Here is a 25,881-nt window from a genome sequence, read left to right on the forward strand (position 1 = left end):
CTCACAGTGATGCGATCAAGCAGATCGTCGAAAACTCAGGAAGCCTTCGCGACCGGAGCCTTTTTGCATTGCTGGAGACAGGGCTTCGGGGGCACGTCATCCTTGGTGCCAAGGTTTCCCAAGTTGTCAGCTTGGTTACCTACATGCCTTCGAGCAGGGAGATGACTGTGGAGGTCGCGAAAGCGACATCACCATTGCCCGTTGCGAACATAGCGGTGATCGAGAAGTACATCAGCGCGGAGAATCTCTCTGCCGATGACTACCTCTTTCCCGGTAATGAACGGACGCAACCCATGCCGACATCGCAACTGCTTCGGATTTTTCAGTCGTGGGAACGAGAAGCTCAACTCCCTCGCTCAACACTCACGCCGAGCACATTGAGACGGGCAGCTATGGCACAGCTAGCAGCTTCCACCCTACCGCAACAGCCTGGCGAGCGAATCGCCGATCAGTTGGGTCACTCCTCCAGTTCCATGGCCGAACACTACGTCTCACTCACTACGACAGGCGCTGATGCGGCCTTGAAAACCAAGAAGCGTCGTACCTAAATAAGGCGGGCTACGTGCGACGGTAGATAACCAGGCCCCCGTGGCCGTCTACCCAGGCCGTCTCTGCCTTAACTCGCAAGGTAGAGACGGTGCCGTGCTGACATAGCGTTCAAAGGTGAATCACACCGTCTTGAGTTACCTTATATTCCTGACCGAGCTTACGGTGGCGATTAATCACTCACTGGCTTGAAAGGCAAACTTCTGAGCAATGTACTTCGCTGAGCTCTCTATATAGGGAAACACGGTACTTTCATTTATATTCAACCGATCTAGCTCTTTCAAAATACTCTTCTTATTCGTCACCGCTATACGATGAAGTGTGATGTCCGGAGTTCCCTCCTCATCTAAAACCGCCTCATCACCGAACAGAAGGAAAGCTCCTGACTGAAATGAGATTCTGCTATTGGTATGTTTTCCTTTGACGCACAACACGGAGCGAAGATGCCCAGGCTCTAGGCGGGGTTCAAAGAATGGCTTTTCTTCCTTGATAAAATGAAGCAACTGTTTCAATGCCCGCTGATCGTTAAAGCCATCTACGCCTTCAGAATCGAATGTGATTGAGTCCCTGACGCCCTTGGACAAACGAGATAGATTAGCAATACAACTCGCCGTGTCGGAATCGAAGTACTTTATATAACCAGGATCCATGGAGAGCACGATGACCTCTCCAGCCTCATCTAAGTGGCTCTTGCAGCAGAAGTACAACCCAATCAATGGGTTCGATGTAATATCAAGCAACCGTGTCGGCAGCGAATAATGTTGCATCCGCACTAGGCGATCCAGTGTATAAATGTCGCCACTGAAATCAAGGGAGTTGGAAACCAGAAGCTCCCGATACATCCTATCCTCAGCATCTCGGTATACGAAGTTACCACCCTGATCTCTGCGGAAAATTGAGGGCTCCAAGCGATACTTTTTGCTATTGGAGTGCCCCCGATAAAAGACCTCGCGATGGCCATGGTTTAGTCGAAAAACATGTTCAATAAAGGCACCGACGCTGTCAGCGTGAGTTTCCGGTAGCGAGGTGGCAGGAAGATCTTCCTTGGTGACTTTCGAGCCAACCATCCCTTCCGGCAAAATACCTGAGTGGTGAAGAATGGCGAAAAGATCTTCGTCTTTGACTGCCCAGTGCGTGCGATTGATCTCCCAATCGCGAATATCAAGAGCGGCTTGAAGAGGTTTGATCTGCTCAAACTCAATGGGTGCGATTCGATCGTCCATGATCGGTCGAGCAAACAAAATTTTGCCGTTACTACGAAGCTTTACCTCAAGCTTCCCCACTCTCATGGCGTGACGCGTGCCCTCGTAAGCAAAGAGGCAAGGGAGCTCCATCAGTGCTTTAAGCTGAGGCTCTTTCAGCTCTTTGAAACTTGCAGCAATATCATCGTTCGTGTACTCCAGAAAGCGGCTCTTATCATACTCATAGCCGCTTTCCCATGCCCCCTCACGAGACGTCACTAGGAAATTATACATAACCCTTACCCCCCTCCTTCCTTGGTTAGTGCCAACATAACAGTCTACGAGATAAACCTGCTTTAAATCGCCATGGCTAACACCTTCACTGTTTCGGCCAAAACTTACATCAACACCCGACTCAGGTTTGCTCCCCCATCATTTTCTCATAGTGCTCTTCAAAGCCAGTCCTCACAAATACCTGCCTGAATCGATCCACGTAATGCGACGGCTGAATCTCACCAAAATCAGTCAAATTGACTGCGTCGGAATGAGACTCGCGGTTCACGTACCTATAGAGTCCTTTGAATTCTGCATCCTCATCAGACAGGGCCATGAGTGCTGCCTGGAGCTCGTCTTGCCGATGTACGAAGGTAAAGTAGTACTCCAAAATATTTCGCATCATGTTCGGAATAACGCTAGAAGAAGTGCGACCTGCTTGAGCATCCTTTATGGCCTGCCAGAATGATTGATAGTCATTCTGTACATCACTGGCCTTCATCGGGGTGATCATGCTGTGAGCTGCTTTGGTAATACGGAACAACGAGTACTCATCGGACTTCTTTAGGTGCTTGAGCATTTCATGAAAGAAGAACAAATTATGCGTCAGGATAAATACTTGTTTGAAGCGTTCCTTGGGGCTCAGCACTCGCCTATGGATCATTGTGGCGATGTCGTAAATATAGTTGTGAGAGAGGCTTGAGATAGGATCGTCAATGACAATGATCCGCTCACTTTTGAGCTTGCCACCTTTATCGTCGAGCTCGCCATTACAGACTTCAAGAAAGTACAGGAATGAGATGAGGGTCTTTTCTCCCTCGCTGAGCGTCTTGAATACCCCAGCCTGCTGATCAGGCCGCTGCAGGCGATAGCGCGGCAACTCCCCCTCCTCCCTGACCACCAGAAAGCCGTTCAGGCCCAGTGCGGTAAGCGACGAGTTAATGCTGCCAATAGATTGATCGATATTCGTGATCTTAGCTTTACTCTCGGCGATGACATCTTGGTGAGCTTGTGACTTGAGACGGATCTCATCCGCCAGCTTGCGTTTCGCTTCCTTCTTGACCCCAAGCTCCTCATGCACCTTCCTGGCCGATGCAATAGCTGTATCGCAACTGGATCTGAAGCAGACCCAGAAGCGCGCCTTGATTTTCTCCAGGTGATTTTTCTTGTCTTTCACCTTGAGATTGAAGGCATCGATTTTCCTTTGACCTTCCACAATCAAGTCGGTGAGATCATCAAAGATCAACCCGGTAGGCTCTAATGCCACTACCATTGAAGGACTGGCCACTTTGGCATCCAGCTTTTGGGTATTCTGCGAAAGGAGAGCATCGAGTTTCGTAATCAGCAGCTGATATTCAGGCGCGTCGTATTCGGGACGTTTGAACTGGGTTCTCAAGCGAGTGACGCCACCTTCGTACCGCGTTTTCAGAGCTTTCAACTGGGTAATGCGCTGCTCATACGTCTTATCGAACACCTTCTGGATTTCTTCGTAAAATCCAGAAGGTAGAGTTTGCTGACAAAACGGGCACTCCTCCCGCCGCGGGTACTGCAACCCTCGCTTGACCCAATCGGAGTTCCCCAAGTCGGTGATCAAGGCGGATAGATAGGAGTCGCCGGAGCCGGCAATGGCCTCCGATAGCAGCGGGCTCGTTTCCACATCCGCTTCCGCAAACCGGATTGTGGGTATACCAGGCAGCTCAGCATCACTAGCTGATTGCAGCTGTTCCGCCTCCGCCGCCAGCGCTGAGAAATCATCCGGCGACGGCACAAGAGACAAGGTGCGTAGCTTTTCCCCAAGCCGTTCCTTTGTGTTGAGAGAAGCGAAACAGTACCGCAGAGGCCCGGTATCGAACGGTCTTTTGAGGGCCCATAGCTGATCGAGCAAAGTTGCTTTATTGGATTTCTGGGATTCCCCGAACCCATTGCCCGCTGCCACCTCGGCCTGATGTTCAATCAGTAGCTTTTTGAGTGCTTCTTCAGCCGCGAGCAGCTTTTTCTCGGCCTCAATATTTCCTTCATTGAGCGTGAAGATGCCGGGTTGTGAGCTTGCGTGAAAATTGGTCTCCATGAACGTATGGTTGTAGACCATCACTTCACGTTCCGCCGAGACAGGCTGGGTCTTGCACTGGTGGTAGAGCAGGTCAGAAGGATCTTGAAGATAGTTGCCGATCGTGGTCTTACCCGTTCCATTGTGCCCATAGAACATGTTCACTTTCGTAAGTGGGCCGATCTGGGAGTTTTGCTCGGGGGAGTAGCTCGAAACGCCGCGCAGTATCAAATTCTTGATCACGATGCTGTCCTTGGCTGCTGAAGGCCACTACTCGGTATCCTATTACCGTCGTGCCTAAGAGGAAAGACTGCTTTCGAGGGCTGTTTAGGCGATTGCTCCCAGCCAACCTTCGCCTCGACGACACGTCGATCGTGACCTGTTCAACCCACAATTTGCCGGCGTCTCCGCTGATGCCAACCAGGCGCATGGCTCTCAACAGATTGCTTTTGACCAGACAGCTACCTGAAGGGCTGAGGGGACAACTGGCAGCCCCAGCATACCCTCAACGAAACGGCTCAGCCAGAGCCCATACAATCCTGATCCAAGGTATCATTTCTGACCTCACGGGAAGTCAACCCCCGTTGATCAAGGCGCTCAAATGTCCGTCAAATTTGTCCTCTTCGATGCATTCGGCACGCTTGTCCGCATCCCCAAAGCCACCCATCCCTATCGTCAAATTCTAAAGGAGGGCATCCGCCAGGGTCGCAGGCCGCGACCAGATGACCTTCACCACATCATGGCTCGTGCTCTGAGCCTGAGCGATGCGGCAGAGCACTTCGGGATCAAGATCCCTGCAGATCGCATGGCCGAGATTCAAGGAGCTCTTGAAGCTGAGCTGGACAGTATCAAAGCCTTCGAAGATGGGATTCGAGCCGTCGAGCGATTGCAGGCTGAGGGCATCAAGATTGCCATCGCGTCCAATCTAGCAGCCCCATACGCAGCGCCTGTCCGGCGCCTGTACCCAACAATGGATGCCTATGGCTTCAGCTTCGCTGTCGGAGCCCTGAAACCCCAGCCGTTCCTGTATCGAGCTACTTGCGAACTCTTGGGGGCAGAGACCAGCGATACCTGCGAAGAAAACGCTGTGCTGATGATTGGCGATTCAGACAAGTGTGACCGTGACGGCCCTATGGCCGTGGGCATTCACGGGTTTCTGCTGAACCGTAATGGGGGTAAAGATTTCGCCAACCTTAATGAGTTTGCCGAATACGTATTGAAGGTGTCCCGCCCCATCGCTTCCCCTGTCAGAGCAGCGCGTCATCGCTCTTGAGCGCATTCAGAACCACCTTGAAAGCGGCGATCTGCTGCCGACCTTTTGGGTAATATACGTGCAGGCCAGGAAAGGTTTCCGACCACTCTCTCAGTACCTCCCCAAGCGCGCCACTCTCGATGTGTTCATGAACGTGCGCATCGGCAAGCTACTCTAGTCCCACCCCAGCCAAACAAGCTTCAAGTATCTGAACCGAACTATTCATGATCAGAGGCCCTTGCACCCTGACCCGAAATTCACGGCCTTCGCTGGTGAATTCCCAAGGGTATGCCTCACAAGCTGACTCTTTCCGGTCTCGTGGCGGAAAGCCTAATGCAAAAAACGGCCTTGAAGGCCGTTTTTTCATGGAGCGTATGCCCGAGGCTCAGGAGAGCCAGGACTCAACGACATCGCCGCCATACTGTGCCTTCCACTCTTTCAACTGCTTGTGGTTGCCACCTTTGGTTTCGATGATCTCGCCACTTTCTGGATGCTTGTAGCGCTTGACCTGGCGCGCTCGACGCGGCGCTTTATCAGTGGCTGCAGGAGCAGTTGCGCGGCGATTGGCCTGAGGATCCAGGAGGTTGATGACGTCTCGAAGGCTGAAGCCATACTCGCCCAAGAGGGCGCGCAGTTTGGTCTCAAATTCGATTTCCTTCTGCAACTCCGAGCTGCCCTTCAGGGCTTCGAGCTCTGCAAGCTGCGCGGCCAGCTTTTGTTCAAGCGCACGAAACTCTAGAAGACGCGACATTGATACCTCCTCAATACGTGATAAGTAAGGGTAATTTAAAGCATTCAAGCACATGGCACCCGGATTAAATCAAGATCGACCGCGCCATGAGCCCAGCTCCTGAACAGCAGACGCACTTGTCTTCCGCTCCGCACGAATAGGGCTCATGAAGCCCTGCTGAATCCTGGGAGGGCTGGTGGTAAAGAACCTACCCGACTTCGAGGTAATGGGATCGTGATCACCCTCCTCGTCAACACCTGCGCCCCCTTCCCTAGCTCTCACGAGGTTTCGCAGCAAAGAGTGGCGTCTGATCATTTCTGCACGTTCTCGTTGAAGTGCATGAGTTCGTGGAGCATGCCGTACCCCATATGCAGCTTGAAACATTCATCGAAAGACTTCACTGACCACTACCAGGCTGAGTTCCTCCGACTCGACATGTCGAACGCAGTAATCAACCATGGCGTCTGCGAATGTCATTGAAGCAATCATTTGCTGATTTGGCGCCCGAGCGTACCCTGCACGTGTCAGCTTCATCACAAGGAACGGATTGATTTGATCGAAATACTGAAGGCTAAAATCGGGTTGCTGCATGGGGCAGAGCTCGAAAAATTCGTGGGCCGACTGCTACCCACCGTCTCAAGCGATTATGAGAACCTCTCAGACACCTTGAATCTCTCAGGGCGAGTGACTCAAGGCCCTGCTGACCTGCTGTCCTACATCAAGGCCAACGGCAGGTATATCGCCGTACTATGCACAGGACAGAATACTGGAACACAGGCAAAAGTGTTGGCGGACATCGAGAAACTCACGCGCGAAGACTGCCACATCCGCGACAAGATCGACCAGGTCGTTATATGCATATCCGCCGTCGTTGGCACTGAGGAGGAAATCTATCGCAGTGCGTGTGCTAGCCACGGCTGGGCTTCAACGATCTACTCTCTAAGTCAGCTGGCCCACCTTGCCAATGAAAGCCCTGAAGTCACTCAAATAACGTGCGCGGTGGAGATTGCTGAGATTAGAAAGCTACTGGATGCCGAGCGACATCAGGCCAACAATGCAAATACGGGCAGGTTGGCGAAACGCTTCTATGACTGCGGTACCAGAGTCAGCGCCCTAAGAGCGAGCCTTGCCATGTCGCCAAGCCGATTCATCGATCTGATCGATTACGACAGCGAGCAACGACTGGCGTATCTGGAGTCCGGTACGATCCAGATGAATGACATTGAAATTGCAAGCGCTTGTAATACGACAGGTGTTAGCAATGAGTGGCTGACTCATGGCGAGAGGGGCATGTTTGCGATCGAGTCCATCTCAACCTACCACTGGGAGCAAATGCAGTGGTTGAGGGATGCATCACCCGCGTCGGTACATGTGCTCATCAACGGCACGACGCAACAGCTTGTGATACTTGCACACCTGCATTCGAAAAACTGGAAGATCTACAGCATCGCCTTCGATCTTAATTTTGCTGCCTGGTGGGGAGACCATCACCAGATCCCCGAAGTCTACGACATGCTTAAGCAGTTGGCTGACGACTACCGAGAGCGGATTTTTGGAAGGGTGATAGGCCCCGAAGAATATGCCAACATTCTCTCTGGACAAACACACCCTGCACTGTTCATGCAGAAAACAAAGGGTGGGGGCGCGCATTGGTTCGACGACATTTTTGACTACAAACACAAATATCCGATCGCGGAGAATTACGAAGGCTGGTACGGCACTTGGTTCACCTCCGTCCAAGATTTTTTCAAACGTTATGACACCAAGATTGAGTCTATTAGAGCGGCGTCTCAGGAACATACCTGAGACGCTTTAACGCCACGACAAGGGTTGGTCATCCTGCCTAACACTGCGGCATGGCCACCACACCTCTCGTATCGCCGCCATTCGCGATGCTACCCTGCCAGGACTGCGAAGCGGTATCTCCCTCTGCTCGAACATCTGACGTCATCAACGACGCCCCTCAGTGATCCTGGTAGTCAGCGGTTGCTTGACGTTTTGCGCCGACTGTTGCCATGCCGTATCTGACGCAGGCTGCTGTGCAGCACCAGGGCTCAGCCTCTAGCCAAACAAACTAGCGAACTATAATGCCATGGACAGAAAAGTCACTGAGAATTCTTTTCCGACTGAGCATCGCAGGCAGCTTGAAGATATTCCGGTATCCGACCCAGAATCCCATAGGAATGAGCAACAGCCCCGCCCCATAAGTTGCCGTTGCAACAATAACACCCATTGGGATCGCTGCGACCGTCATCAAAATTCCTTTCATAACTGTTGACCTAGCAATCAACTGCAGATCACCAAGATCATATTCAACCTTCCCGCTGGCATTTTCAAATGCGATAACCACAATTGATTTCTTGGAGACATGCTTGTAAAACCATGTCCGTGGCACATTCATTGCCATCGCGCCATGCTGCTTCAAGTATTTCGGCATGACTACCTGCTTGAAGTAAAACGTCTGACCTTGTTCATCCTCAAGCCTAACCCGGCTATAAAGTGCATCCAGGTCACCCGAGCCCTGCACATCATAATTCTTTACTACTACTTTAATTTTCTTGAGGTCAGACATAGAACGTCCTTAATTCAATTGAACACAGGCCACCTACCCCACCGCTTTTAGGCAGAAAAGGAAGCACTCTCAAAACTGATCATTGTGCAATCGCTAGAATGCCAACGGCGCTTATCGAACTCAAGCACGCACATATAACCTGTACTTAAGGCATTTAGGCACTCAGCTCACTTGCAATAACAAAGTAGTCCGCACCACTTACACTTCGCATTAATTTGAATCCGCATCTGCGCTCAACCTCCTGCAGAGGGGGAGTAACTACAGTCATGGCATTTTCATTAACGCCAGATAAATCGTGAAAAACACTTGCCGCAAAGCGTTCCCCCACCCTGGCCGCCCCGACCAAGTAAGCATCTACTGTCACACCCCAATCCAGTTTTCGCGCCTGTACGACCTCGATGGGAACGATTTGATTAGGAACCGAGCCACCTTCCTGGGCCCTGAACTCATACTTCAACACTGAACTCGACATCAGACCTCAATCTCAAAAAACGGATCGAAAGCCGTAGGCTCATTTGGGTAGCCTCGCGGATTTGAAATCAATCGGCAGCCGGCAAGTGTTACATCAACAGCATGGTGGGTATGGCCGAATACCCATATGTCACTTTTCTCGATCAGGCTTGTCCACTCGTTGGTATAAGCGGCATTGAGATGCCCTTCATTTTGAGTTCCGGCCACAACCGAGGACGGGCAATGATGGGTCACGACAACCGTCTTGCCCTCGTAGGGTTGATTCAATTGCTCAGTCAGCCACGCCTTAGCCAGCTGATTTCGGCTGACCAGATCATCTGGACGGATGCGACGGTAGTTACTATCAGTCCTGATCTGTTTGAAATCTGTCATCCACTCTTTCGCCATGTTGCTAGCGGCAACCTGATCGCCAGTGCTAGTGAAATCTGTCCAGCTCATCGTGCCGAGCACCCTGACGCCAGCCAACTCCAGGATCTGGTTTTCCAGAACATGCACGTGCGGCGCAGCGGCATTCAGCATCTTCTGAAGCGTGCGATCGAGATGACCGCCGTACAGCTCGTGATTACCCATGATGTAGACGACGTTGCAGTCAAACGTCTCATTGGCCCAATGGACACCGCGAGTCTTTTTGTCGACGTCTCCAGCCAATATCACTAGGTCAACGCCTGAACAATCGGGGGGATTCCAGGGGTGAAATTCACGGTGCAGGTCTGAGTAGATCCTGACTTTCAAACCTTCACCCTCCATAGGATTGCAACGACATAGCGTAAGCAACTGACGGTTTAACGGTTTATTGAACGCCGCTCCCACGCTGTCTTCCAAGGAAGCACAGGCTTGGAGGCGTGCCAGCCTAATGACACCTCTCGCAAGCCATCAATGACGTGGACGTCACAAGGCATCCACAGCGACGCGCATGATCGGTTTTATACACTATATGCTGTGTAACTGTACACAGCGTCGTGGCTACATCCTCAGTTTTAAGGGGATCTGCGTTGATAAGGCCGGCGCTTGCAGCAGTTATACGGACAGTCCGAGGGAGCTTGGGGCTGACCCAGGAAGGGCTGGGCCATGCTATCTCGCGCACCTACGCCGCAAAGATAGAAAATGCGGCCAGCTCTCCAACCTTGGACAAATTCACTGAGCTCGCAGCCGCCCTTAACCTGAGCCCGGTTGCTTTGCTCTCCCTTGTCATTGCGACACGGGACAACGTCCCTACTTCAACCGTGCTGACAGAAGCTGCAGACCAGCTGAAGTCGATAGAAGCGAAGATCAGCCCGAGCGATATCGCAGCGCAGTTGACCGGTAAAGGGATTGTGAAGCGCCCCGCCGCGCGCCCAGCCGATCCTCTGAAACTGCAGCAAGTGCTTGAGAGCAAGAATGCTGGATTGACTAAAGCCGAAACCGCCAGGCTGCTCGGGATGAGCCGCTCGACGGTAGGCTTTCTATGGGATCGCCCCCCCACCACAGATAACTAGGTGAATGTGCTCAAGGCTCTAGCCCACTCATGTGGGGCCAATCCTTTGTAGGCGGTGACTGTTCGAATGGGCTGTAGCCATCAGTACTGGCATATTACAATGCCATCCCCAAATGGCGTCGTATCTCCCAGCATACAAGTCCATGCTGAAGCAGCACGCCCCGTTATTGCTAACGAAAAGGAAATGCACTGAGCATCTAGAACATGCCGGCGCTGATTCAAATGATCACAGATCCGACTCCCCCGTGGCGGGCTCATGGTTTCCATCATCAGCACGCGCCCTGACACCATTTCCGATACGGGCCTAGAGATACGCTCCAGCAAGCAAGAGGAAAACGTTGATTGGACTGCGATCAACGAACATACGGAGAGGGCGGCTCTGTGGTTCCTGAACATGATCACCGTCCCCCCCCTAGAATAGGCATCTCGCGTCTCCTCTTTGAGAAAGCTGAGCGACGGGACGCTGCCTGGAAGGCACTGGTTAGGGCTTGATACATGCCTAGGATCACCGAAGCCCAGACGCGCCTTGACGAGTTCGAGCAGTCTCTCAAGGAAGCGCGTTACCTTCGTACATCGAAATGGCAGCCATTCAGACAATGGGTCATCGCCTGGGGAAGCACCAAGCCTCCTGTCCCACCTGAAGGCGCGATGGTGGACGAACACTAGGCCGTGATAACTCGAATGTGCGAGCTGAATTAGGCCACCTGAAGACTGGCTCACCAAATCGCGCGAGACTACATCCAACAGACTCTGAAAGACCATCAAAAGCTGTTTGACACCGTAGAGCGCAGCGAACTGACTACAGATCAACGCAGAGCCTGCGTGATCGATGAGGACAACAACTTAGTCTCAGTAGCAGCCCTCCAGGTCGATCAAGCAAGTATCCACCAACTGATGCCTGGAACGGCCAACATTCATCATCGACGCTACACGAAGCTCATCCAACATCATGCGTTAGGAATAGCATCCCTCAAAGCCCGCCACGCCGCTTCGGCGTAATGCAGACCCTCAGATCCATGCGCTCAAATTTCTACGTGAATAAAGCCACGACTTCTTCTCATTTCCGCTTCAGCAACCGGTTAACCTCAACCTCAATCACATCGGATTTCAGCTCAAAACCAGCAAAACTTCCGAGCAACCTTGAGGTAGCGCGCTGAACGTATGGAGCAATACTGCTAGCTGGAGTATCGGCCGGCAACTCGACATAGCTTTCGATGATGTCATCACGGGTTTCCCCACGTGGCGAAGAGAAGCCGTTATCTAGCCAGTGATCAATATGGCGTCCGCGCAAGCCATTCCAGCGAAATATGAAGCCGAGCGTGGCATCAGCGTCGAAATCCAGTGCTTCCACGAAACGAAGGCCCACCGCAATGACTTCAGCCACAAAATACACTGCTAAGCGCGGATCTAGGGCAGTACCTGGATCCACCTTCGTCGTCATATCGTCCCGTAATATCCGTGACTGATAGAACTGCCCTCGTGCATGCATACGGTAGAAATCGAGGTGCTCGGAGCCAGAACCCAGAACTAAGGATTCCCATGCGGTCTCCCGCTTATAGGGACGATCAGCCTTGTTGTGGAAATTTGTAGAAACAAGCCAGGCAGGCCATCCGGTGTACTCAGGGTTAGCTGAGTCAACCTTTGCCAAGAAGTCCTTGGTGGAATCCTCGATGTCCTTGGGTGGATCGAAAACTAAGCCAACCTCCCAACTCCCCTTTTGCAAAAGTGCTTTTGCAGAAGGATCCAGCTTGCGTGCCTCGATTGACAGTTCACGAGCACGTGCTCCTTCCTGAAGGATCGACCGCGCGCGATCTTCAAGGGTTGGAATTTTGAGCGCCGAACTGAAGATATTCGCCCCCGCGTTACCCAGCTGGCGTCTGAGAAATCGGCCAATATCAGCCTCTCGATTATCGAAGCAGATCTCGAGAAGGTCGCGCCAGTCAGTTGCCTTGATTGCAGAAGTGCTGGGCGTACCATTGGAACCGAGTGTGCGAAAGTAGACCGTATCTTCTCGGACTAGAGGTTTGCCATTCTGGCTAAGCAGATCTCTCTTTGCAGCTGCAGGTACGGTCACCCCTTGAGGCACAGCTATCACCGGGTACAGCAGCCCCTGGAGCTCAACGAAGCCTACCTGTATCTCGATTGAGATCGACGAATACTTTGAAACGATGCCCTGGATCACGTCGACGTGAAACGCTGCCTTCACGTCCTCCGGGGCCCCCTGCTGATCTGGCTCTAGGGTTGTGTTGTCGAAACCTATAATCAGATAGCCGCCATTGCGGTTGTACAGGGCTATAACCGCTTTGGTGATCTTGGCGATGCTCTCATCTGCCTTGGGATCAATCCACGTTTTGATCTCAACGTTCAGCCCCTCGGAAAGGCGGCTCACCAAACTGTCGAGTCGAGCCTTCGAAATATCCATGTTAACCCCTCGAATTGGAAGCCCGTTGGCGGGCAGCGATCCCCCCTTCGCCCAAGTAGCGTCGCTCAGTCTGCCCACCAACGGTTGGGCGCGCTAACCCTAGCGCGCTCTAGCTCTTGAAAATCTTCCACTGGCTATCTCTATGCAGCCCGTCGGAGGCTAACCCGCCGAGACCACGATGTGCCACCCCCTGCCCCCAGATCACCATTGCTTGGCAACTACAAAGAAGCAGATTGGCGTACATACCTAGTGAAAACGCTTGTGCTTCATTGTTGTTCCGGAGCGGAGAGAACCTAAAGGTAGTGCCGTGGCGCGGGTAACCGCATCTCGACGAGACTCCTAGAGTAAGTTTTCTCGACGCTTAGCCTCTACCGGGGAAAGCGACGCCCCCCCCATGCATCGCTTATGCCTCGGCCATGCGGATCAAGACGAGAGGCCCTTCCCAAGCTGCGCTCCCTCATTCGATAGAGCGATTACCCGGCCAGATACTAGATACCATGGGCCAACTCAGACCCAAAGCCAGTGCTCTCATCCCGCTGCTGCACTAGGTGCGGTGTACCCCCCCCCACGCCTGATGGCATAATTCCTTATCAAAGGACACCTCTTCGCTAACACTTCGTTGAAGTAGTCGATGGAAGAGGACAGCAAATCTAGGATGTGCAATATGCGCCTGCATTCATTATCTAGCTCTTCTGTAACAATCGGAATCGCCCTAGCGTTGTTAATTCTGAGTGTGGTTTCAAGTGCTTTGGGACTTACAAACCCCTGGTTCAAGCTTAGCGAGAACCAAATAATGTATTTATATTCAACGTCAGCACAAGTATTAGCCGCCATTTATGGACTGACAATAACAGGCTACCTATTTTTCAGAAGTGAATTATTACGAGAAGCGCGAAATGATGAAACGAGAGCCAATTCAATTGAAAAGGTCGAAAGAAGGTATCTTAGACAACTATTTGTCGTTACAATCCTTGTAGGGTTAACAATACTACTTACAAACCTAGTCATAGCGCACCAGAGTACATCCAGCATCTTCACGCTGACAATTCTCTTAAATTTTGCACAATCCTGTTTCGCCATTTCATTCATAGCCATCTCATTGTTCGTACTTGACGTTGTTACACCCCACAACGTTGAAGCCGCCAGCCAAGAAATTCAGAATGAAATTGACCCAATCCAAAGCTCGGATAGAGTTGATGGTAGCCTGGAGGAATTTATTCGCACGTACAATGAAGTCGAAGGTTTGCTAAAACAGGCGACTATTATATTTCAACCCATAATTCAAAATATTCAAAGCTCCAAAAGCTTCAAGAAGGTACCAAACGCAAGGCTCGCGGAGTTGCTTTGGAGAGAACGCAAGATACAACACTCGCTATTTGCTGACATCAAAGATCTTATAACTCTCAGGAATGCCATCATTCATGGTGCAGACCCGATTGTTAGTCAAGATATGGTTGATCGATCCAAACGTATTCTCCAAGACTTTAAGGAAGCCATGGAGAAGGCGGAGGCAAATGCTACCGCGCAAAACACGATGTCTTGACCAAACCTTTGCCATATTCCTGAGTAGAGAAACTAATGCGCTATTTCGACTGCACGAAATTTGACTACCGAGACGCCGACACAAGTGACATCGAGCAACTCATTGAAAGAGACAAGTCAGCTTACAAACACTCGCTGCTAACTTGGATTCAAAATGAACTAGGAAGTATTGCCGACCGAAAGTGGCAGATCGAGAACATCGGAATCGTTGAAGAAACAGGAGATTTCATCAGACTAATTAAGGAAGCAGAGCTGACCTATTCGCTGGGAGCCTTCTATAGCACGATAGCCCTATCCGGCATCGCTAGCGAAGACCTTTGCAAGTATTTCGCAGCGAAAGCCAACCAAAATGACCTCTTGGATATCACTCAATATGAGAGACTTAAAAAGCTAAAGTCTCGAAGCGCATTATCAGAAGATACTTATAGAGCATTCGACGCAATCAGAAAACTACGCAACGACTGCCTTCATTTCAATGAAGACTTCAAGGCTCGCGATCAAAAAGCCCTTGGCGCAGATGCTCTCGCTAGCATCAACAGCCTGAAATCCATCTACAAAAAATTATTTCCCGCGTCCAAAACCACGTACAAGCCAGGTGAAGTAATTACAAAAGTCATCGAGGATTTTGCAAAACAACAGGCATCAAAGACATCCTTTGGCGACACACTTAATCAAGAAGAATTCACCATGAAGCTGCGATACTTCATGGACAGAGAACTGGATATCGATATTGCAATATCAGATCCTGGAGATATAGTTTCTCAAACAGGCCTTTTCCGAATTGACGAGATTGATCTAGATATAACACCAAATGAAATTACTCTCCAACATATCCCCTCAGGACAATATGTTATCGTAGATTTAACTGAGAATGACATTGAAAAAATTCGCACCAACAATATCCATGAGGGCGAAATGGTATTTGCTAGCCTCTATTCAGTACTTGATCACCAGGGCATTTCTGCCGATTGGTATTTCGAAAGCTTCGTTGATCTAAAGAATGACGAGTAGATTCCTGCTTTCTCAGTATCCAGCTAGATATGAACTCACCAGAAAAAATCCATTTCGTAGCCGTCGCGACGTAATAAAGGAGAGCTAAATAGCTCACAAACAAGCGAGGCACGGAATGTGACCGTTAACTAAAAGACCACCAGCCGGGGTCTTTTTGATGGTGTAGTTCGGATCCCCGATCCTTAGCAACGAGCCGTGAGATTCTAGCACCATACACTTACAACATGAGGATCCCTTTAAGGGCTATCATCTCTTCAAGATGCTGTGCTTACTGACGCCAGGATTCAACGACCTCGGCGCCATGCTCTGCTTCCAGGCCTTTAGGTTCGCAATCAGCTAATATCCACCTCTAGGACAAAGATAGGAACCTCTTTGAAATTAGAGTTTGAATCATAGACCTTGCAACCATCTGAAATCAGTCGCCTGCTAATAATATTCAGTTTAGCCCCGCAGGCAAACAGCACCTCTTTTTCATGAGCATGTGATCCACGATTTATTTTGTATGCAAAAACATTCGTCTTAGGAGCGGATGCGCGTAAAACGAGAATATCTATCTTTCCAGACTCAAACGCTTTATACCTATGGATCGCGTTAGCCAGAGCAACTTGCGGGCAAAAGGTTGCAGATAGAGGGCGCCGAGTAGTGAACTCATCTTTGTCGCCGCCAGGCCAAGTCCCGGCGTGAAACAGATACTGCCCGCTAGCCAATACAGCTCCGATAGCGTGAATCTCGAAATCAGTGTTGCACAAGCTATATTTAGCATATGCACTCTTGTATTTCGTCAACGCCGGCGGAGTTCTAGCCGGCATTACTATGCGCCATAATAAAAAACTCGAACTTTTACGCAGCCTTCCATCAAGGAGATTCGTGAATTCCCCCACCCCAAGCCCACCCTCTGCGATATGTATAGCAGCCTCAAGCGCACTACTTATTTTTTTAGTTATTTTGTCCTTAATTTCGAGAGTGCAAACCCCAGTACGTTCGAAGATCTCCAACCGCTCCTGCTCAGAGGCTTGTCGGGTCGCCCAAATCTCATAGTGGGGATTATAAAGATCAACGAGAGGTAGCTCTTTCGCTACCCCAGCACGATATGGGACATGCTTGAATTCAACTCGAACCCCACTGCCACTACAAACCAAAACAACCTTGGAATCTAGTTTTACGTCCAAGTTCTCACCTCGAAGCCCCTGCCATTCAGCGAGGTATCTCAAAGTCTCGCCGTCCTGGCTTAATTGCCTGTCACAGCCAGCTGGCCCATTCAAAATAGGCAAAACTCCCGCCAAGCACTTAGAAGCGAGTGCAGGGTATTTGGTAGCTTTCTTACGACCTCTCTCCCAGTACGAAATCAGCCCTTCATCGGTGTCTAGCCACTTCTCAAACCATGAAAGCCCGTCCTCGCAACGGATGTCAGTAGCGACAGAGCGCTTAACATGGTTATCGACTAAATCCATTAGCACTAAATCCTTCTCAAAAATCATGCATTCATAAACAATAGCGGACTATAAACAGGCCGATTTGGCGCTCTCATTAGCTACTGTTAGTTTGGTCACCAAGAGCCAAAATCGACTCTTTCTCGACAAGGTGTAATGCTGACCACACCTACTCCAATCCTCAACCATGCCCCCTGATCCACCACTTGCCTTCGCTCTCGGCCACCGCTATAACTCCATGTTTGATGAGTGGTGGCAATCCTACCAGCGGCCTCCGGCCGTCAGAACAAAAAGGTTGAGCGGATGTCCTGCACCTGGCGCCGTATGCATGTGGGCGAGTGGTTAAGAACCGACATTTCAAAGCTTGTTAACCATTTTCTTGAAGCGTTAACTGCAAAGGTTTACAGGCCAAAAAAATGGTTTACAGCCCCAATGACATTGGGCGCACTCAGAATCAACTGGATGCGGGACATGGTTACGGTGGCAAAGCCCTGCATGATCGCGAAGCTACCACCACCACACGCAGATGTAGCTACGTGCGCAATCAAGGAAGGTATCCAGAGCGAGCCAGCCCCCTCAATCGCTCCCAGCCTGGCTAGCGAATCAACAGGCTCGTCAGCAGTTGGAGGTGTTCATCATCATCCAGAGAAACCGCAATCGCCCCCGATCGCGACAACTCCACCTGCACAGGCGCTGACTCGTACATATAGACGATTTTGATCTTGTCGATGGGCGCCGGGCGCCCACCTGTGATCTCCAGCAATTTCGTCATCGCATTACCGGTCGAGGCGATATCCACCCGGTAGCTGCTTTCGATATCAAAGGTGACCGCGCCGGACACGATGCGCTTGGCCATGACCCTTGTGAGGCGCTTGTTAGCCTTCAACTGCTGGTAGACCGACGAGATATCTGGCTTCACGATCTCCAGGGCGAATGTTGTCCCGGCTGCCGCCCGGATAAGCTCAACGAACGGCTTCATATCCTTGGGCGGCGAACTCATGCAAATCGAAAAACGATCCGCCCCCAGCGATTCGAACACCATGTCAAAGGTGATGAACGTCGAGTAACTCGATTCAACCGTCTCACCAAGGGGGTTCGTGAACGACTGCGTGATATCCCGCTGCTCGTGGTACCGAAAGGTGGCCTTGCCATCCAGGATTTCAAGAATCTCGACGCCGAGCCGATTCTCGTCGTTGAACGGCTGCTGCCGAAGGCCATGAACAAGGGTCTGAAAGTCGATACGAGCGGTCAGAACCCAGAGTTTCAGCCGCTTTGACTTCATGCCATTAAGCTCCTTTCGATGTCGTCCAGTGTCTTCTGCGCCGCTTCCTCCAAGCGGATCTTGAGCTTCTGCTCAAGTACCGGCTCGGCGCGTACGGGGTTCTTGGCGTATTTGCCGTTGTTGTAGTTGTAGACACCTTTGACGATGTAGGAAAAATCACAGTACTTGGCCTGATTGCCAAATTGAGCCTCGAACTGAACGATTCCTGAACCTAAGGGCTTTTCGCGGGCTGTCCATCGAATCTTCCACATGTAGAAGCCGTGGCCCTCCAGCTCCATGAGCTGCTTGGACTCCAAAACACCCTTGCCCTTCAGCGATGCCTTGTCGATGCGGATAATCTTGTGAACCCTGACTTCAGGCTGCGGCCTGGCCAGCTCGGCTTCCGGATCGCCACCATCCGCTTCCTCACCCTCATCGTCTGAGTCAAACTCAACTGCATCCTCGATCACCAACGCCTCATCACTGAGATCCAGGTCATCATCATCGCGATCTTTAGGGTTGAATGTGGAGACGTCGACAACATCGACCACCTCCATGTCCTTGAGGTTGCGGATCAAGCTGCGAAGGAAATTTGTCCTGATGCCGGCGTCCGGGATTGCCTCCAGGGAGATGGTGCGGGTCGACACATCATTGTCAGTGACAATCTCGATCTGGGAATACAACTGATCGGTGATGTCCTTGAATTTCTCGTTCATTGGGCCAGTGATTTTCCAGCCGCTGCCCTGCTTCTCAAGGATGACCTCCGCCGTCTTCTCGACGACCTGGCGGAACTCAGCCTGGCTCAGATCAAGCTTCTGGTATTTGACGGTGAGCTTGAGCTGATCGCCATGGATGGCTACTTCAGCCTGCTCGTGCTGGTCATCCACAAGCCACTCTTTGACGGAGGTCAACGCGTCGGTCAGCTGATCTTTTGTAACCGCCGTAGTGACGACCACGTTTGTGGTTTTCTCTCGACTGTCACGACCACCTACCAGGAGCGACAGATTCCGATAGTCGTAGTAGTCATGGAACAGGGCACTGAACCGATTGGCCAGGAATTTTTTGTCTGACTCGTTGGAGATCACGATTCCTCTGGAAAGGAAGACCTTCCGGAGCTCAGCACTCGTCAGACTTCGCTGCGTGAGCGCGTCATAGATCGCTTTGTCGGACGCGAAGTACAGGCTACCCATTCTCATGTCAGTCTCGCTCCCAACCGATCGCTTCGGGCTTATAGTTCGGAATCGCGTGATTCACGATGTCCAGTTCGATCGCCTGCAGTTTCCGCTTGCGATTCTCGTCTTCGCCCCACTCAGTGACGTAGCTGTTAATGGCAGCGTTGAAATTGCTGAGGATGCTGCTGTGATGGTAACGATTGGCGACCCGGATCCGGATCTTCAAGTCTTTGTTGGCATTGAGGATCTGGAACCTGGACAGGGCGTCAAAGAGGTACCGGAATTCGATCTCACTGCTGCCATCGCGGCGATAGTAGATCAGGTAGCCTTCGCTATACGTTTCAGTCAGCTCCATGGCCTTTTCGCAGTACGAGATCACCTCCTTGTGGTGGATGATCATGTACGGCGAAGCGATGAGCTCAGCAGTGGCTGCACGCTCCCAGTACTCGCCACTGGCCTTGTGCAAAACGAGATCAGGGTAATAGAAGGTGTAGTTGTCCTTCGGAAATGTCCCTGCCGCCCTGAGGGCATTCACATCGACCTGCAGCGTCTTCAGGTAATTGATCAGTGAAGGCTCGACGATATGAATCTGCTGAGAGTCCTTGATGTGCAGGTTCTCGCCCTTGTAGTCCTTGAAGTGATCGTAGAAATTCTTGTCGTACTCGTCGTCGTGGTTGTACACGAACAGCATCCCACGAACCTCATACCTCTCACGCTTGGCCAAGTGGTAGCGCGTCTGCCACTCCGTCGAGGCACGCGCACAGTCGATGGTCTTGCCCAGGGATTTCAAGGCCTTCTTGATCGAGTCCAGCGTGATTGAGCCCACCGCGTAGCTCTTCAAGTCGGTATGAAGGTAGACGGCTTTGTTCAGATAAGGGTCTGCGTACTTGAACACCACGTCAGTGGGGTGCGTGTGCTCAGACTTCTTCAAGGGCGCGTGTGTTTCCTTCTTCACACAGCCGAAGTTGAGGTTCGCCGGCCCCTCTTTCTTCCAGCGGAAGAAGCTGAAGATCTCGTTGGAAACGAGCTCCGCGAGCCTCGCAATTTTTTCGGTTTCGCCGCCTGACATGGTCGTTCCTGTCACGAAATAAGTGCGCAGGAACGGATGCGACCAGGGATTAAAAGCCCTTGCCGGGAAGGTGCGTCCTGCGGTGGGTATGGCTTCATGCCAGTACAAATTACCGCAAAACGCTGAAGCCGACCATCGTGACATCACCCCCCGATAAGGCTGTTCGTCGGGTTGGCAGCAGCTGATTCACCCCTAGCGCATCGCGAAAGTGGACAAAAAGTCATGAAATTGATGATGAGACCGCACTGGTTGCTCAACGACATGGGTTGGCGGGTTACTGGGGCGAAGGGAGGCTGTGAGCCCTTTATTACGCGGCTTCGCGGGAGCAAGGGAGGGGTTCAAGGCCGTGCTGAGTAGCACGATAAGGCGATAAAAATACAAACAAAGACATAAAAATCCTAAAAATAAGAACTTTTTGTCATTTCAAATTTTACTTTACAGTCAATACCATCCTGCTTCCCAGATTACACCACGAATCAGGAGCGTTGTCAATATATGCGTAAATCGAAGATTGCCTTGGTTGGCCAGGGCTCGAATCCACCCCCCAAGGCCCCGAAAAAGCAATCAACTGCCGGTAATAGCATCGAGGCGATGCACAGCCTAACGCGAATCAAGTGCGAACCACCCAGGCTCTACGAGACAGCTACAGGTGCACCGTTGGATTTCTACAATGAGTTCACCGAGCACCTTTGGGGCGAGATTGGCATCAGTTGCTCGCGCAACGCGGCCATTGCGATGGAGAGAGGTGGGCGGGTCTTCACCGAGTTCCTCTACGAAACCGGCGCCCTCTCTGGCCGACTCGACCCTGCGACTGCATCGAAAACCATGCACCTTTTCCCGTCATATCTCATCGACGGTGCGCAGGCCAAAGACCCGATCGTCCGCCAGGCATTCATCCGAACGGGCCGCAAAAAGATCTCCCCCAAGTCTGCCGGGCAGTACATCGCAGGCGCAAATCGCATGCTGAAAGTCTGCAGCACAATCACCTTTGAGCAGGCAGAACTGACCTCCGTGCTGACCGGCCTGCCTCCCCAGACTCAAACCAATGCGCTGCCGGAACTCAATCCCAGGCTGCGCAGCCCTCAGGAATTAGCTCAAATCCATGCCCACACGCTGCAGGTCAAACCCACCCTTGGTGCCGGCGCAAAGGTAGCCCGAGGCGGCCTGCGCGCCCCTAAGGTCAAGAAAGATCGGAAGGCCAAACACATTGGCCTCCCACATATCCTACCCATGCTTGAGAACGCCCCAACGCCATTGGACGGTTTGATCTGGAGCTTGGGGCTTGGCAGCCTGAGGCTCTCCGAGGCGGTTGGGGTTCGCCTGGAGGACGTTGATGTTCGCAAGAGGATCATTCGCGTAGAAGACCCTGATGGCCTGCGTGATACGACGAACAAGGAAAGCTTTGGGTTCAAAGGTCGCAAAACTGCTGTCGTGACGATGTTCGAGCCGTTCAAATCCATTTTCTGGCAGAAGCTGGCTGATTACATGGCTGTGCGCCCCTGCTCCGACAGCCCATGGCTACTGCTATCGCTTGATGAAGAAACCTACGGTGTACCTCTCTGCGAGCTCAATTCGAACACCGTCAACAAGGCGATCAACCGCCGCATTCAAGCCACCCAGAAGAAACTGAAGTTCGTCGCCCCCCAGGGAAACTACTCGTCCCACGACTTCCGGCACCTTTTCGGCGTGTGGGCGCGCAACTACGTTATGGTGCCAGGCCGACCTAAGCCGGGCCTCGATCTACCTGAAATCCAGTTGCTGATGGGGCACGCCGACCTCCGGAGTACCGAGATCTATGCCGCAGATCTGGGCATCAACACCCTTGTGGACGTCGATGCTGCCAACGAACTCGTGTACCACCAAGGCAAGGGCGAAAGCATTGACCACTACCGTGGACTGGCCTACGCGCGTTTGAGCGAAGAACTGCTTGAGCGGGGCCCAGAAGCGTGATCAACACCACCGACAGTATCACCCTGCACGGCGATGATGTCCTTGAGAGTGCTGCGGCAATCCTGGAGGAGCTGGCTCAGAAAGCCATGGAGGCCGAGAAGGTTGCGGGGAAAGCCAATCCCGAGCTTCTGAAGGATATGCAAGCCAGACATCGCCTGGCCTTAACCATCTTCCTGAGGCATCGGAAAGGTCGAGCTTTGACCTATCTGGAACTCACGACCCTCTACAGGCTCTGCCTCGTACCGGACAAACAGCTCGATCTTGCAATGCCCTTGTACGTGCAGCTTACGGGCGAGCATACGCCACCTCCCAAAGATGTAAGCGGACTTCGCATCCCCATTCGGGCTATGTTCGTACTCTTATGGTCGAAGGGAAACGCCACCCTCCCCTATAGCTTCAACCTGAGTGGTGTATGGCCCAAGTATCCCGAGATGATTGACAGATCTGAGGGTTTCATTCACGAGATCACTGGACTTAAGGAGTCGCATCAGAAGCGCTGCAGTCGAACATTTCAGTATCGCGTTAACTGGAAAAAACCTGAAGATGTGATATTCGAAGAGTTATGGGAGGCAGCTCCTGCAGTTGTTGACAAACAACGCCAAATAAAAAGCAAAGCTAAGAAGGGCAGTATATGCCTTCACTTTTCTTATTTGTCTTGGCTGCACCTATTCGCCCAAAAATATCCGGCGATTGTAAGCCCTGATCAAGCGCGACTGCTTGAGGGCTATCATACTCACTTAAGCACGACAAGGATTGAAGAATCGAGCGCCGAAATCAGAAAATCTTATGCGGAGTTTGCAAAACACTGGGGGTCGATCGACCCTAATCAATCAAAAAGCGAAAACCTCAAATGGAGAAGGGCACGCTATAACTCAGGGCTGGATGGCCGCAAGAAGAGGAACCAAAAAAAATCTGAGGAAAAACTTGCCCGCAATACAATAAGCTGGGAAGCGCAGAGTGTACTCTCTCCCGAAGAGTACGCGGTTCTGCCTGGTCGCAGGCGACCCACCAACGGTACATACGAATGGATTGAGGGTTATTACAACACCCCACAAAACCCGCACATTGAGGAAAATTTACTCTCATGGATCAAAGCAGGAAATCTGCATTTTGGCCATATCGAAGAACTCGCGAAGACCACTCGCCGGCAAGAGATTGGATATATTCATATCTTGATGGACTACCTGGGCAGGTATCTGCCCGCATGGCTGAGCAAACATCCAGAAAGCGGTATCGAATTCCCGACCAATATTGAGGAGTTCCATCGCTCCATATTTTGGCATCGCACGAGCAAAAACACCAAGCTCACTAACAACGAAGATAACTCCGAGGTCGATCTTCCCCGCACGCTGATGCAGTTCTATGACCTCAAGCGGAGCATTAAAACCAAAGCACACTTCATCTTTTCTGTATGGCGATTTTTTGAGATCGCGATAGCGAACAGTAGCGACTTACTGCCAAACGGCAAAGTACTGATCAGCGGGCCATACAAAAACCCAGTCCATCCAGAGCTGGACTCACCCGGAAGTGGCCCGTCGGGAAAAAGTGACAAGGTTCCCTTGCCCATTAACTCCATGATGATGGTTGAAGCCTACATGTTGGCACTCGATGCGGTCGGAGTCGAACTCCAGCACAAATGCATCAAAGGCTTATTGAGTTTCCAAGACACCTTGGATCTGAAAAACAGCGTCTGGATTGACATTGAGAAATACGGAATTTCGTACTCCATCAAACTGTGGAACCCTGATGGCAGTTCTGAAGCCATGGAGATCCCCCTCAAAAAAGTCATCAACGCGTACTCTTGGAAGAATGAAAAGTTCAAATCCAGCAACGGGGAAGTATACGTACCATGGTTGTCTCAGGTGAGGATGCTCACGGTGGCCCTGTTTTCTGGCCTACGCTTGCAAAATTGCCAATGGCTAGATGTTCGCAGCTTCGATAAATATTATGATCATTCCCTGAGGGGGAGTCTGAGCAGCTGTATTCTCTATGTCAACACGGACAAAAACGGCAATAGCCGTCCTGTGACTTTGCCTTACAAAGTCATGGACGTGCTGCTTCAAGAGCGCCATTTCCAGACAAAAGAATACGGCAAAAAATACAAGGGCGTTTATTACGAAAAAGACCCCAATAGCACTAATAAATATAAAAAAATCCACCCCCTTTTCAGGAGTCCGTGGCTCGAAAACGGCGCACCGTTTTCCGATGCATCATACGCCCTCAAGTGGACGTTGATACTTCGGGGCTTTCAGGAGGTGTACAACAGCTTCGTATCCCCTGAAAATTGCCATGAGTTCGTGGAGCAAACAGCCAGTGGGAATTGGTCAGCAGTACACACTCCCCATGCGTTGCGTGCGACGTGGATTACTCATCGCCGCATTTATGCCTACCTCGACTACGCCATTATCGGAGGACAAGTCGGCCACGCACAGCAGTACACGTCCGCTCATTACGTAGTTCCGACTAAGCAAGAAACGCTGGCACTGATTGATTCCGCCAACAAAGCGGTTTCGGCGCACGCATTCGCGGCTCTGACCGGGCGGCCTCCCGCCCCGTCATCGCCCGACTCAGCCCTAGTCAAAGGCTGGACACAGCATCGTGAAGAGACCGCGCGCGACCAGCATCTTGTCTCTGTAATCCCTGATATTTTGGACGCTGAGGAAACTGGCCTGGATTTGATTGCCAGCACAAAAACTCAGCGCATCAAATTTCTAGACTGTTGCATGTGCGCACTTGATGGCGAGTGCCCAAAAAAACTGATGGCTTTCACCCGGAAGGCTCGTACCTGTGGTATCTGCCCTTACGCTGTCTTCGGTGTCGACCACCTGCCTGGCCTTAACGCAAAAGTCCGCGACCTTGCTAACCGTGCTGAAAACCTCAAACCTAGGCTACAGCAGACACTAAAGTACCAGCCCAACTCATCCAACGCCGAGATAATTTACGACGAACTTTCGCTGTGCACCCTGGAGCTGGCTGGCTATCGTCAAGTCATCCAAATTCTCGAAAAAAAATGGCGAGAAGAAAAATTTCCCAAAGGCTACATCGCTCGTCATCGCGACCTTGCGAATGCTGTTCGTCACAGTGTCGATATGGCAGATCCCAAGCAGCGCGTTATTTCGATGCTGATAGACGCCTCCCAGTTCCCAGCCTTCGCTTCAGAACATTACCCCCTGATTCTTGATGAGTTGGCACGTAATCCCGAATTCCTCCAGGTTGCCAACCAACCATTCGAGGAAAGGGAAATCTACATCGGGCAGATCTTGTCGATCATGGGCGGTACAGGCCTTACATTTGAGGAAATCTCCGCGTATGCGCTGAGCAAGCCCTCCGCCCTCCTCCTCAACCATCAAGACTCAATGGCAGGGGCAAATTGAGATTACCAGGCGAGCTCGTGTGTCCAAGTTAGGTGAATTGGCCAGGCGAGCTTGCAGGACTGCGCGAGACTGACCATGAAAAGAACACCCACTAAAGCTCCGAC

General features: G+C 51.5%; 19 protein-coding genes. 8 read left to right on the forward strand and 11 right to left on the reverse strand.

Translation table 11 applies throughout. The annotated features are described in order from the left end of the window. On the forward strand, positions 1 to 548 hold a 548-nt coding region (locus K9857_RS20510; protein WP_224538754.1), incomplete at its 5' end, for a tyrosine-type recombinase/integrase. A gap of 174 nt (positions 549 to 722) precedes the next feature. On the opposite strand, the gene K9857_RS20515 is transcribed toward K9857_RS20510, so the two are convergent. Together K9857_RS20515 and K9857_RS20520 are read right to left on the reverse strand one after the other, a co-directional pair. Further along, positions 723 to 2,021 (reverse strand): FRG domain-containing protein, encoded by a 1,299-nt coding sequence (locus K9857_RS20515; protein ID WP_224538756.1) that lies wholly within the window; start codon positions 2,019 to 2,021, stop codon positions 723 to 725. A gap of 121 nt (positions 2,022 to 2,142) precedes the next feature. Continuing rightward, a complete protein-coding gene (locus K9857_RS20520) occupies positions 2,143 to 4,290 on the reverse strand; it encodes an AAA family ATPase (RefSeq protein WP_224538758.1) in 2,148 nt (715 codons plus the stop codon). A 358-nt stretch (positions 4,291 to 4,648) separates the two neighbouring features. Between K9857_RS20520 and K9857_RS20525 the strand changes: the two genes are divergently transcribed. Then, on the forward strand, positions 4,649 to 5,320 hold the full coding sequence (locus K9857_RS20525) for an HAD family hydrolase (protein WP_224538760.1): 672 nt from the start codon (positions 4,649 to 4,651) through the stop codon (positions 5,318 to 5,320). A 364-nt stretch (positions 5,321 to 5,684) separates the two neighbouring features. Here the strand turns inward: K9857_RS20525 and K9857_RS20530 are convergent, their stop codons facing one another. Next, positions 5,685 to 6,050, reverse strand: coding sequence for a histone-like nucleoid-structuring protein, MvaT/MvaU family (locus tag K9857_RS20530; protein ID WP_224538763.1), 366 nt, complete (start codon positions 6,048 to 6,050; stop codon positions 5,685 to 5,687). 531 nt (positions 6,051 to 6,581) lie between these two features. Between K9857_RS20530 and K9857_RS20535 the strand changes: the two genes are divergently transcribed. Next, a complete protein-coding gene (locus K9857_RS20535) occupies positions 6,582 to 7,835 on the forward strand; it encodes a hypothetical protein (protein ID WP_224538764.1) in 1,254 nt (417 codons plus the stop codon). Positions 7,836 to 8,103: 268 nt separating this feature from the next. On the opposite strand, the gene K9857_RS20540 is transcribed toward K9857_RS20535, so the two are convergent. The 3 genes from K9857_RS20540 to K9857_RS20550 form a co-directional block, all read right to left on the reverse strand. Beyond that, on the reverse strand, positions 8,104 to 8,601 hold the full coding sequence (locus K9857_RS20540; RefSeq protein ID WP_224538766.1) for a hypothetical protein: 498 nt from the start codon (positions 8,599 to 8,601) through the stop codon (positions 8,104 to 8,106). A gap of 154 nt (positions 8,602 to 8,755) precedes the next feature. Further along, positions 8,756 to 9,073, reverse strand: a complete 318-nt coding sequence (locus K9857_RS20545; protein WP_224538767.1) for a hypothetical protein — start codon at positions 9,071 to 9,073, stop codon at positions 8,756 to 8,758. Beyond that, the gene (locus tag K9857_RS20550; protein WP_224538769.1) at positions 9,073 to 9,804 is read right to left on the reverse strand and encodes a metallophosphoesterase family protein; all 732 of its coding nucleotides are present in this window, start codon (positions 9,802 to 9,804) and stop codon (positions 9,073 to 9,075) included. Before K9857_RS20550 ends, K9857_RS20545 begins: the two co-directional genes overlap by 1 nt. 287 nt (positions 9,805 to 10,091) lie before the next feature. Here K9857_RS20550 and K9857_RS20555 point away from each other — a divergent pair, with 287 nt between their 5' ends. After that, complete coding sequence (locus tag K9857_RS20555) at positions 10,092 to 10,547, forward strand: helix-turn-helix transcriptional regulator (RefSeq protein WP_318011772.1); 456 nt, start codon at positions 10,092 to 10,094, stop codon at positions 10,545 to 10,547. Positions 10,548 to 11,603: 1,056 nt separating this feature from the next. Here K9857_RS20555 and K9857_RS20560 read toward each other — a convergent pair. Continuing rightward, positions 11,604 to 12,968 (reverse strand): helix-turn-helix domain-containing protein, encoded by a 1,365-nt coding sequence (locus tag K9857_RS20560; protein WP_224538772.1) that lies wholly within the window; start codon positions 12,966 to 12,968, stop codon positions 11,604 to 11,606. A 664-nt stretch (positions 12,969 to 13,632) separates the two neighbouring features. Between K9857_RS20560 and K9857_RS20565 the strand changes: the two genes are divergently transcribed. Together K9857_RS20565 and K9857_RS20570 are read left to right on the forward strand one after the other, a co-directional pair. Then, positions 13,633 to 14,511, forward strand: coding sequence for a hypothetical protein (locus K9857_RS20565; RefSeq protein ID WP_224538774.1), 879 nt, complete (start codon positions 13,633 to 13,635; stop codon positions 14,509 to 14,511). A gap of 35 nt (positions 14,512 to 14,546) precedes the next feature. Further along, entirely contained in the window at positions 14,547 to 15,521 is a 975-nt protein-coding gene (locus K9857_RS20570; RefSeq protein ID WP_224538775.1) for a hypothetical protein, read from the forward strand. A 332-nt stretch (positions 15,522 to 15,853) separates the two neighbouring features. On the opposite strand, the gene K9857_RS20575 is transcribed toward K9857_RS20570, so the two are convergent. The 4 genes from K9857_RS20575 to K9857_RS20590 all read right to left on the reverse strand — a co-directional run bounded on the left by K9857_RS20575 (position 15,854) and on the right by K9857_RS20590 (position 20,453). Continuing rightward, positions 15,854 to 16,972: a hypothetical protein gene (locus tag K9857_RS20575; RefSeq protein WP_224538777.1), complete on the reverse strand. Its 1,119-nt coding sequence runs from the start codon at positions 16,970 to 16,972 to the stop codon at positions 15,854 to 15,856. A gap of 574 nt (positions 16,973 to 17,546) precedes the next feature. Then, entirely contained in the window at positions 17,547 to 18,233 is a 687-nt protein-coding gene (locus tag K9857_RS20580) for a hypothetical protein (protein ID WP_224538779.1), read from the reverse strand. Further along, positions 18,230 to 19,402, reverse strand: coding sequence for a hypothetical protein (locus K9857_RS20585; RefSeq protein ID WP_224538781.1), 1,173 nt, complete (start codon positions 19,400 to 19,402; stop codon positions 18,230 to 18,232). Before K9857_RS20585 ends, K9857_RS20580 begins: the two co-directional genes overlap by 4 nt. Before the next feature lie 7 nt (positions 19,403 to 19,409). Next, complete coding sequence (locus tag K9857_RS20590) at positions 19,410 to 20,453, reverse strand: hypothetical protein (RefSeq protein WP_224538783.1); 1,044 nt, start codon at positions 20,451 to 20,453, stop codon at positions 19,410 to 19,412. Positions 20,454 to 20,948: 495 nt separating this feature from the next. On the opposite strand from K9857_RS20590, the gene K9857_RS20595 reads away from it, so the two are divergent. Continuing rightward, positions 20,949 to 22,403, forward strand: a complete 1,455-nt coding sequence (locus K9857_RS20595; protein WP_224538784.1) for a tyrosine-type recombinase/integrase — start codon at positions 20,949 to 20,951, stop codon at positions 22,401 to 22,403. Further along, on the forward strand, positions 22,400 to 25,777 hold the full coding sequence (locus tag K9857_RS20600) for a site-specific integrase (protein WP_224538786.1): 3,378 nt from the start codon (positions 22,400 to 22,402) through the stop codon (positions 25,775 to 25,777). The genes K9857_RS20595 and K9857_RS20600 overlap by 4 nt, the downstream gene beginning before the upstream one ends. The last annotated feature ends 104 nt before the right edge of the window (positions 25,778 to 25,881 follow it).

The sequence above is a fragment of the Pseudomonas sp. REP124 genome (assembly GCF_020164475.1).
Taxonomy (GTDB): domain Bacteria; phylum Pseudomonadota; class Gammaproteobacteria; order Pseudomonadales; family Pseudomonadaceae; genus Aquipseudomonas.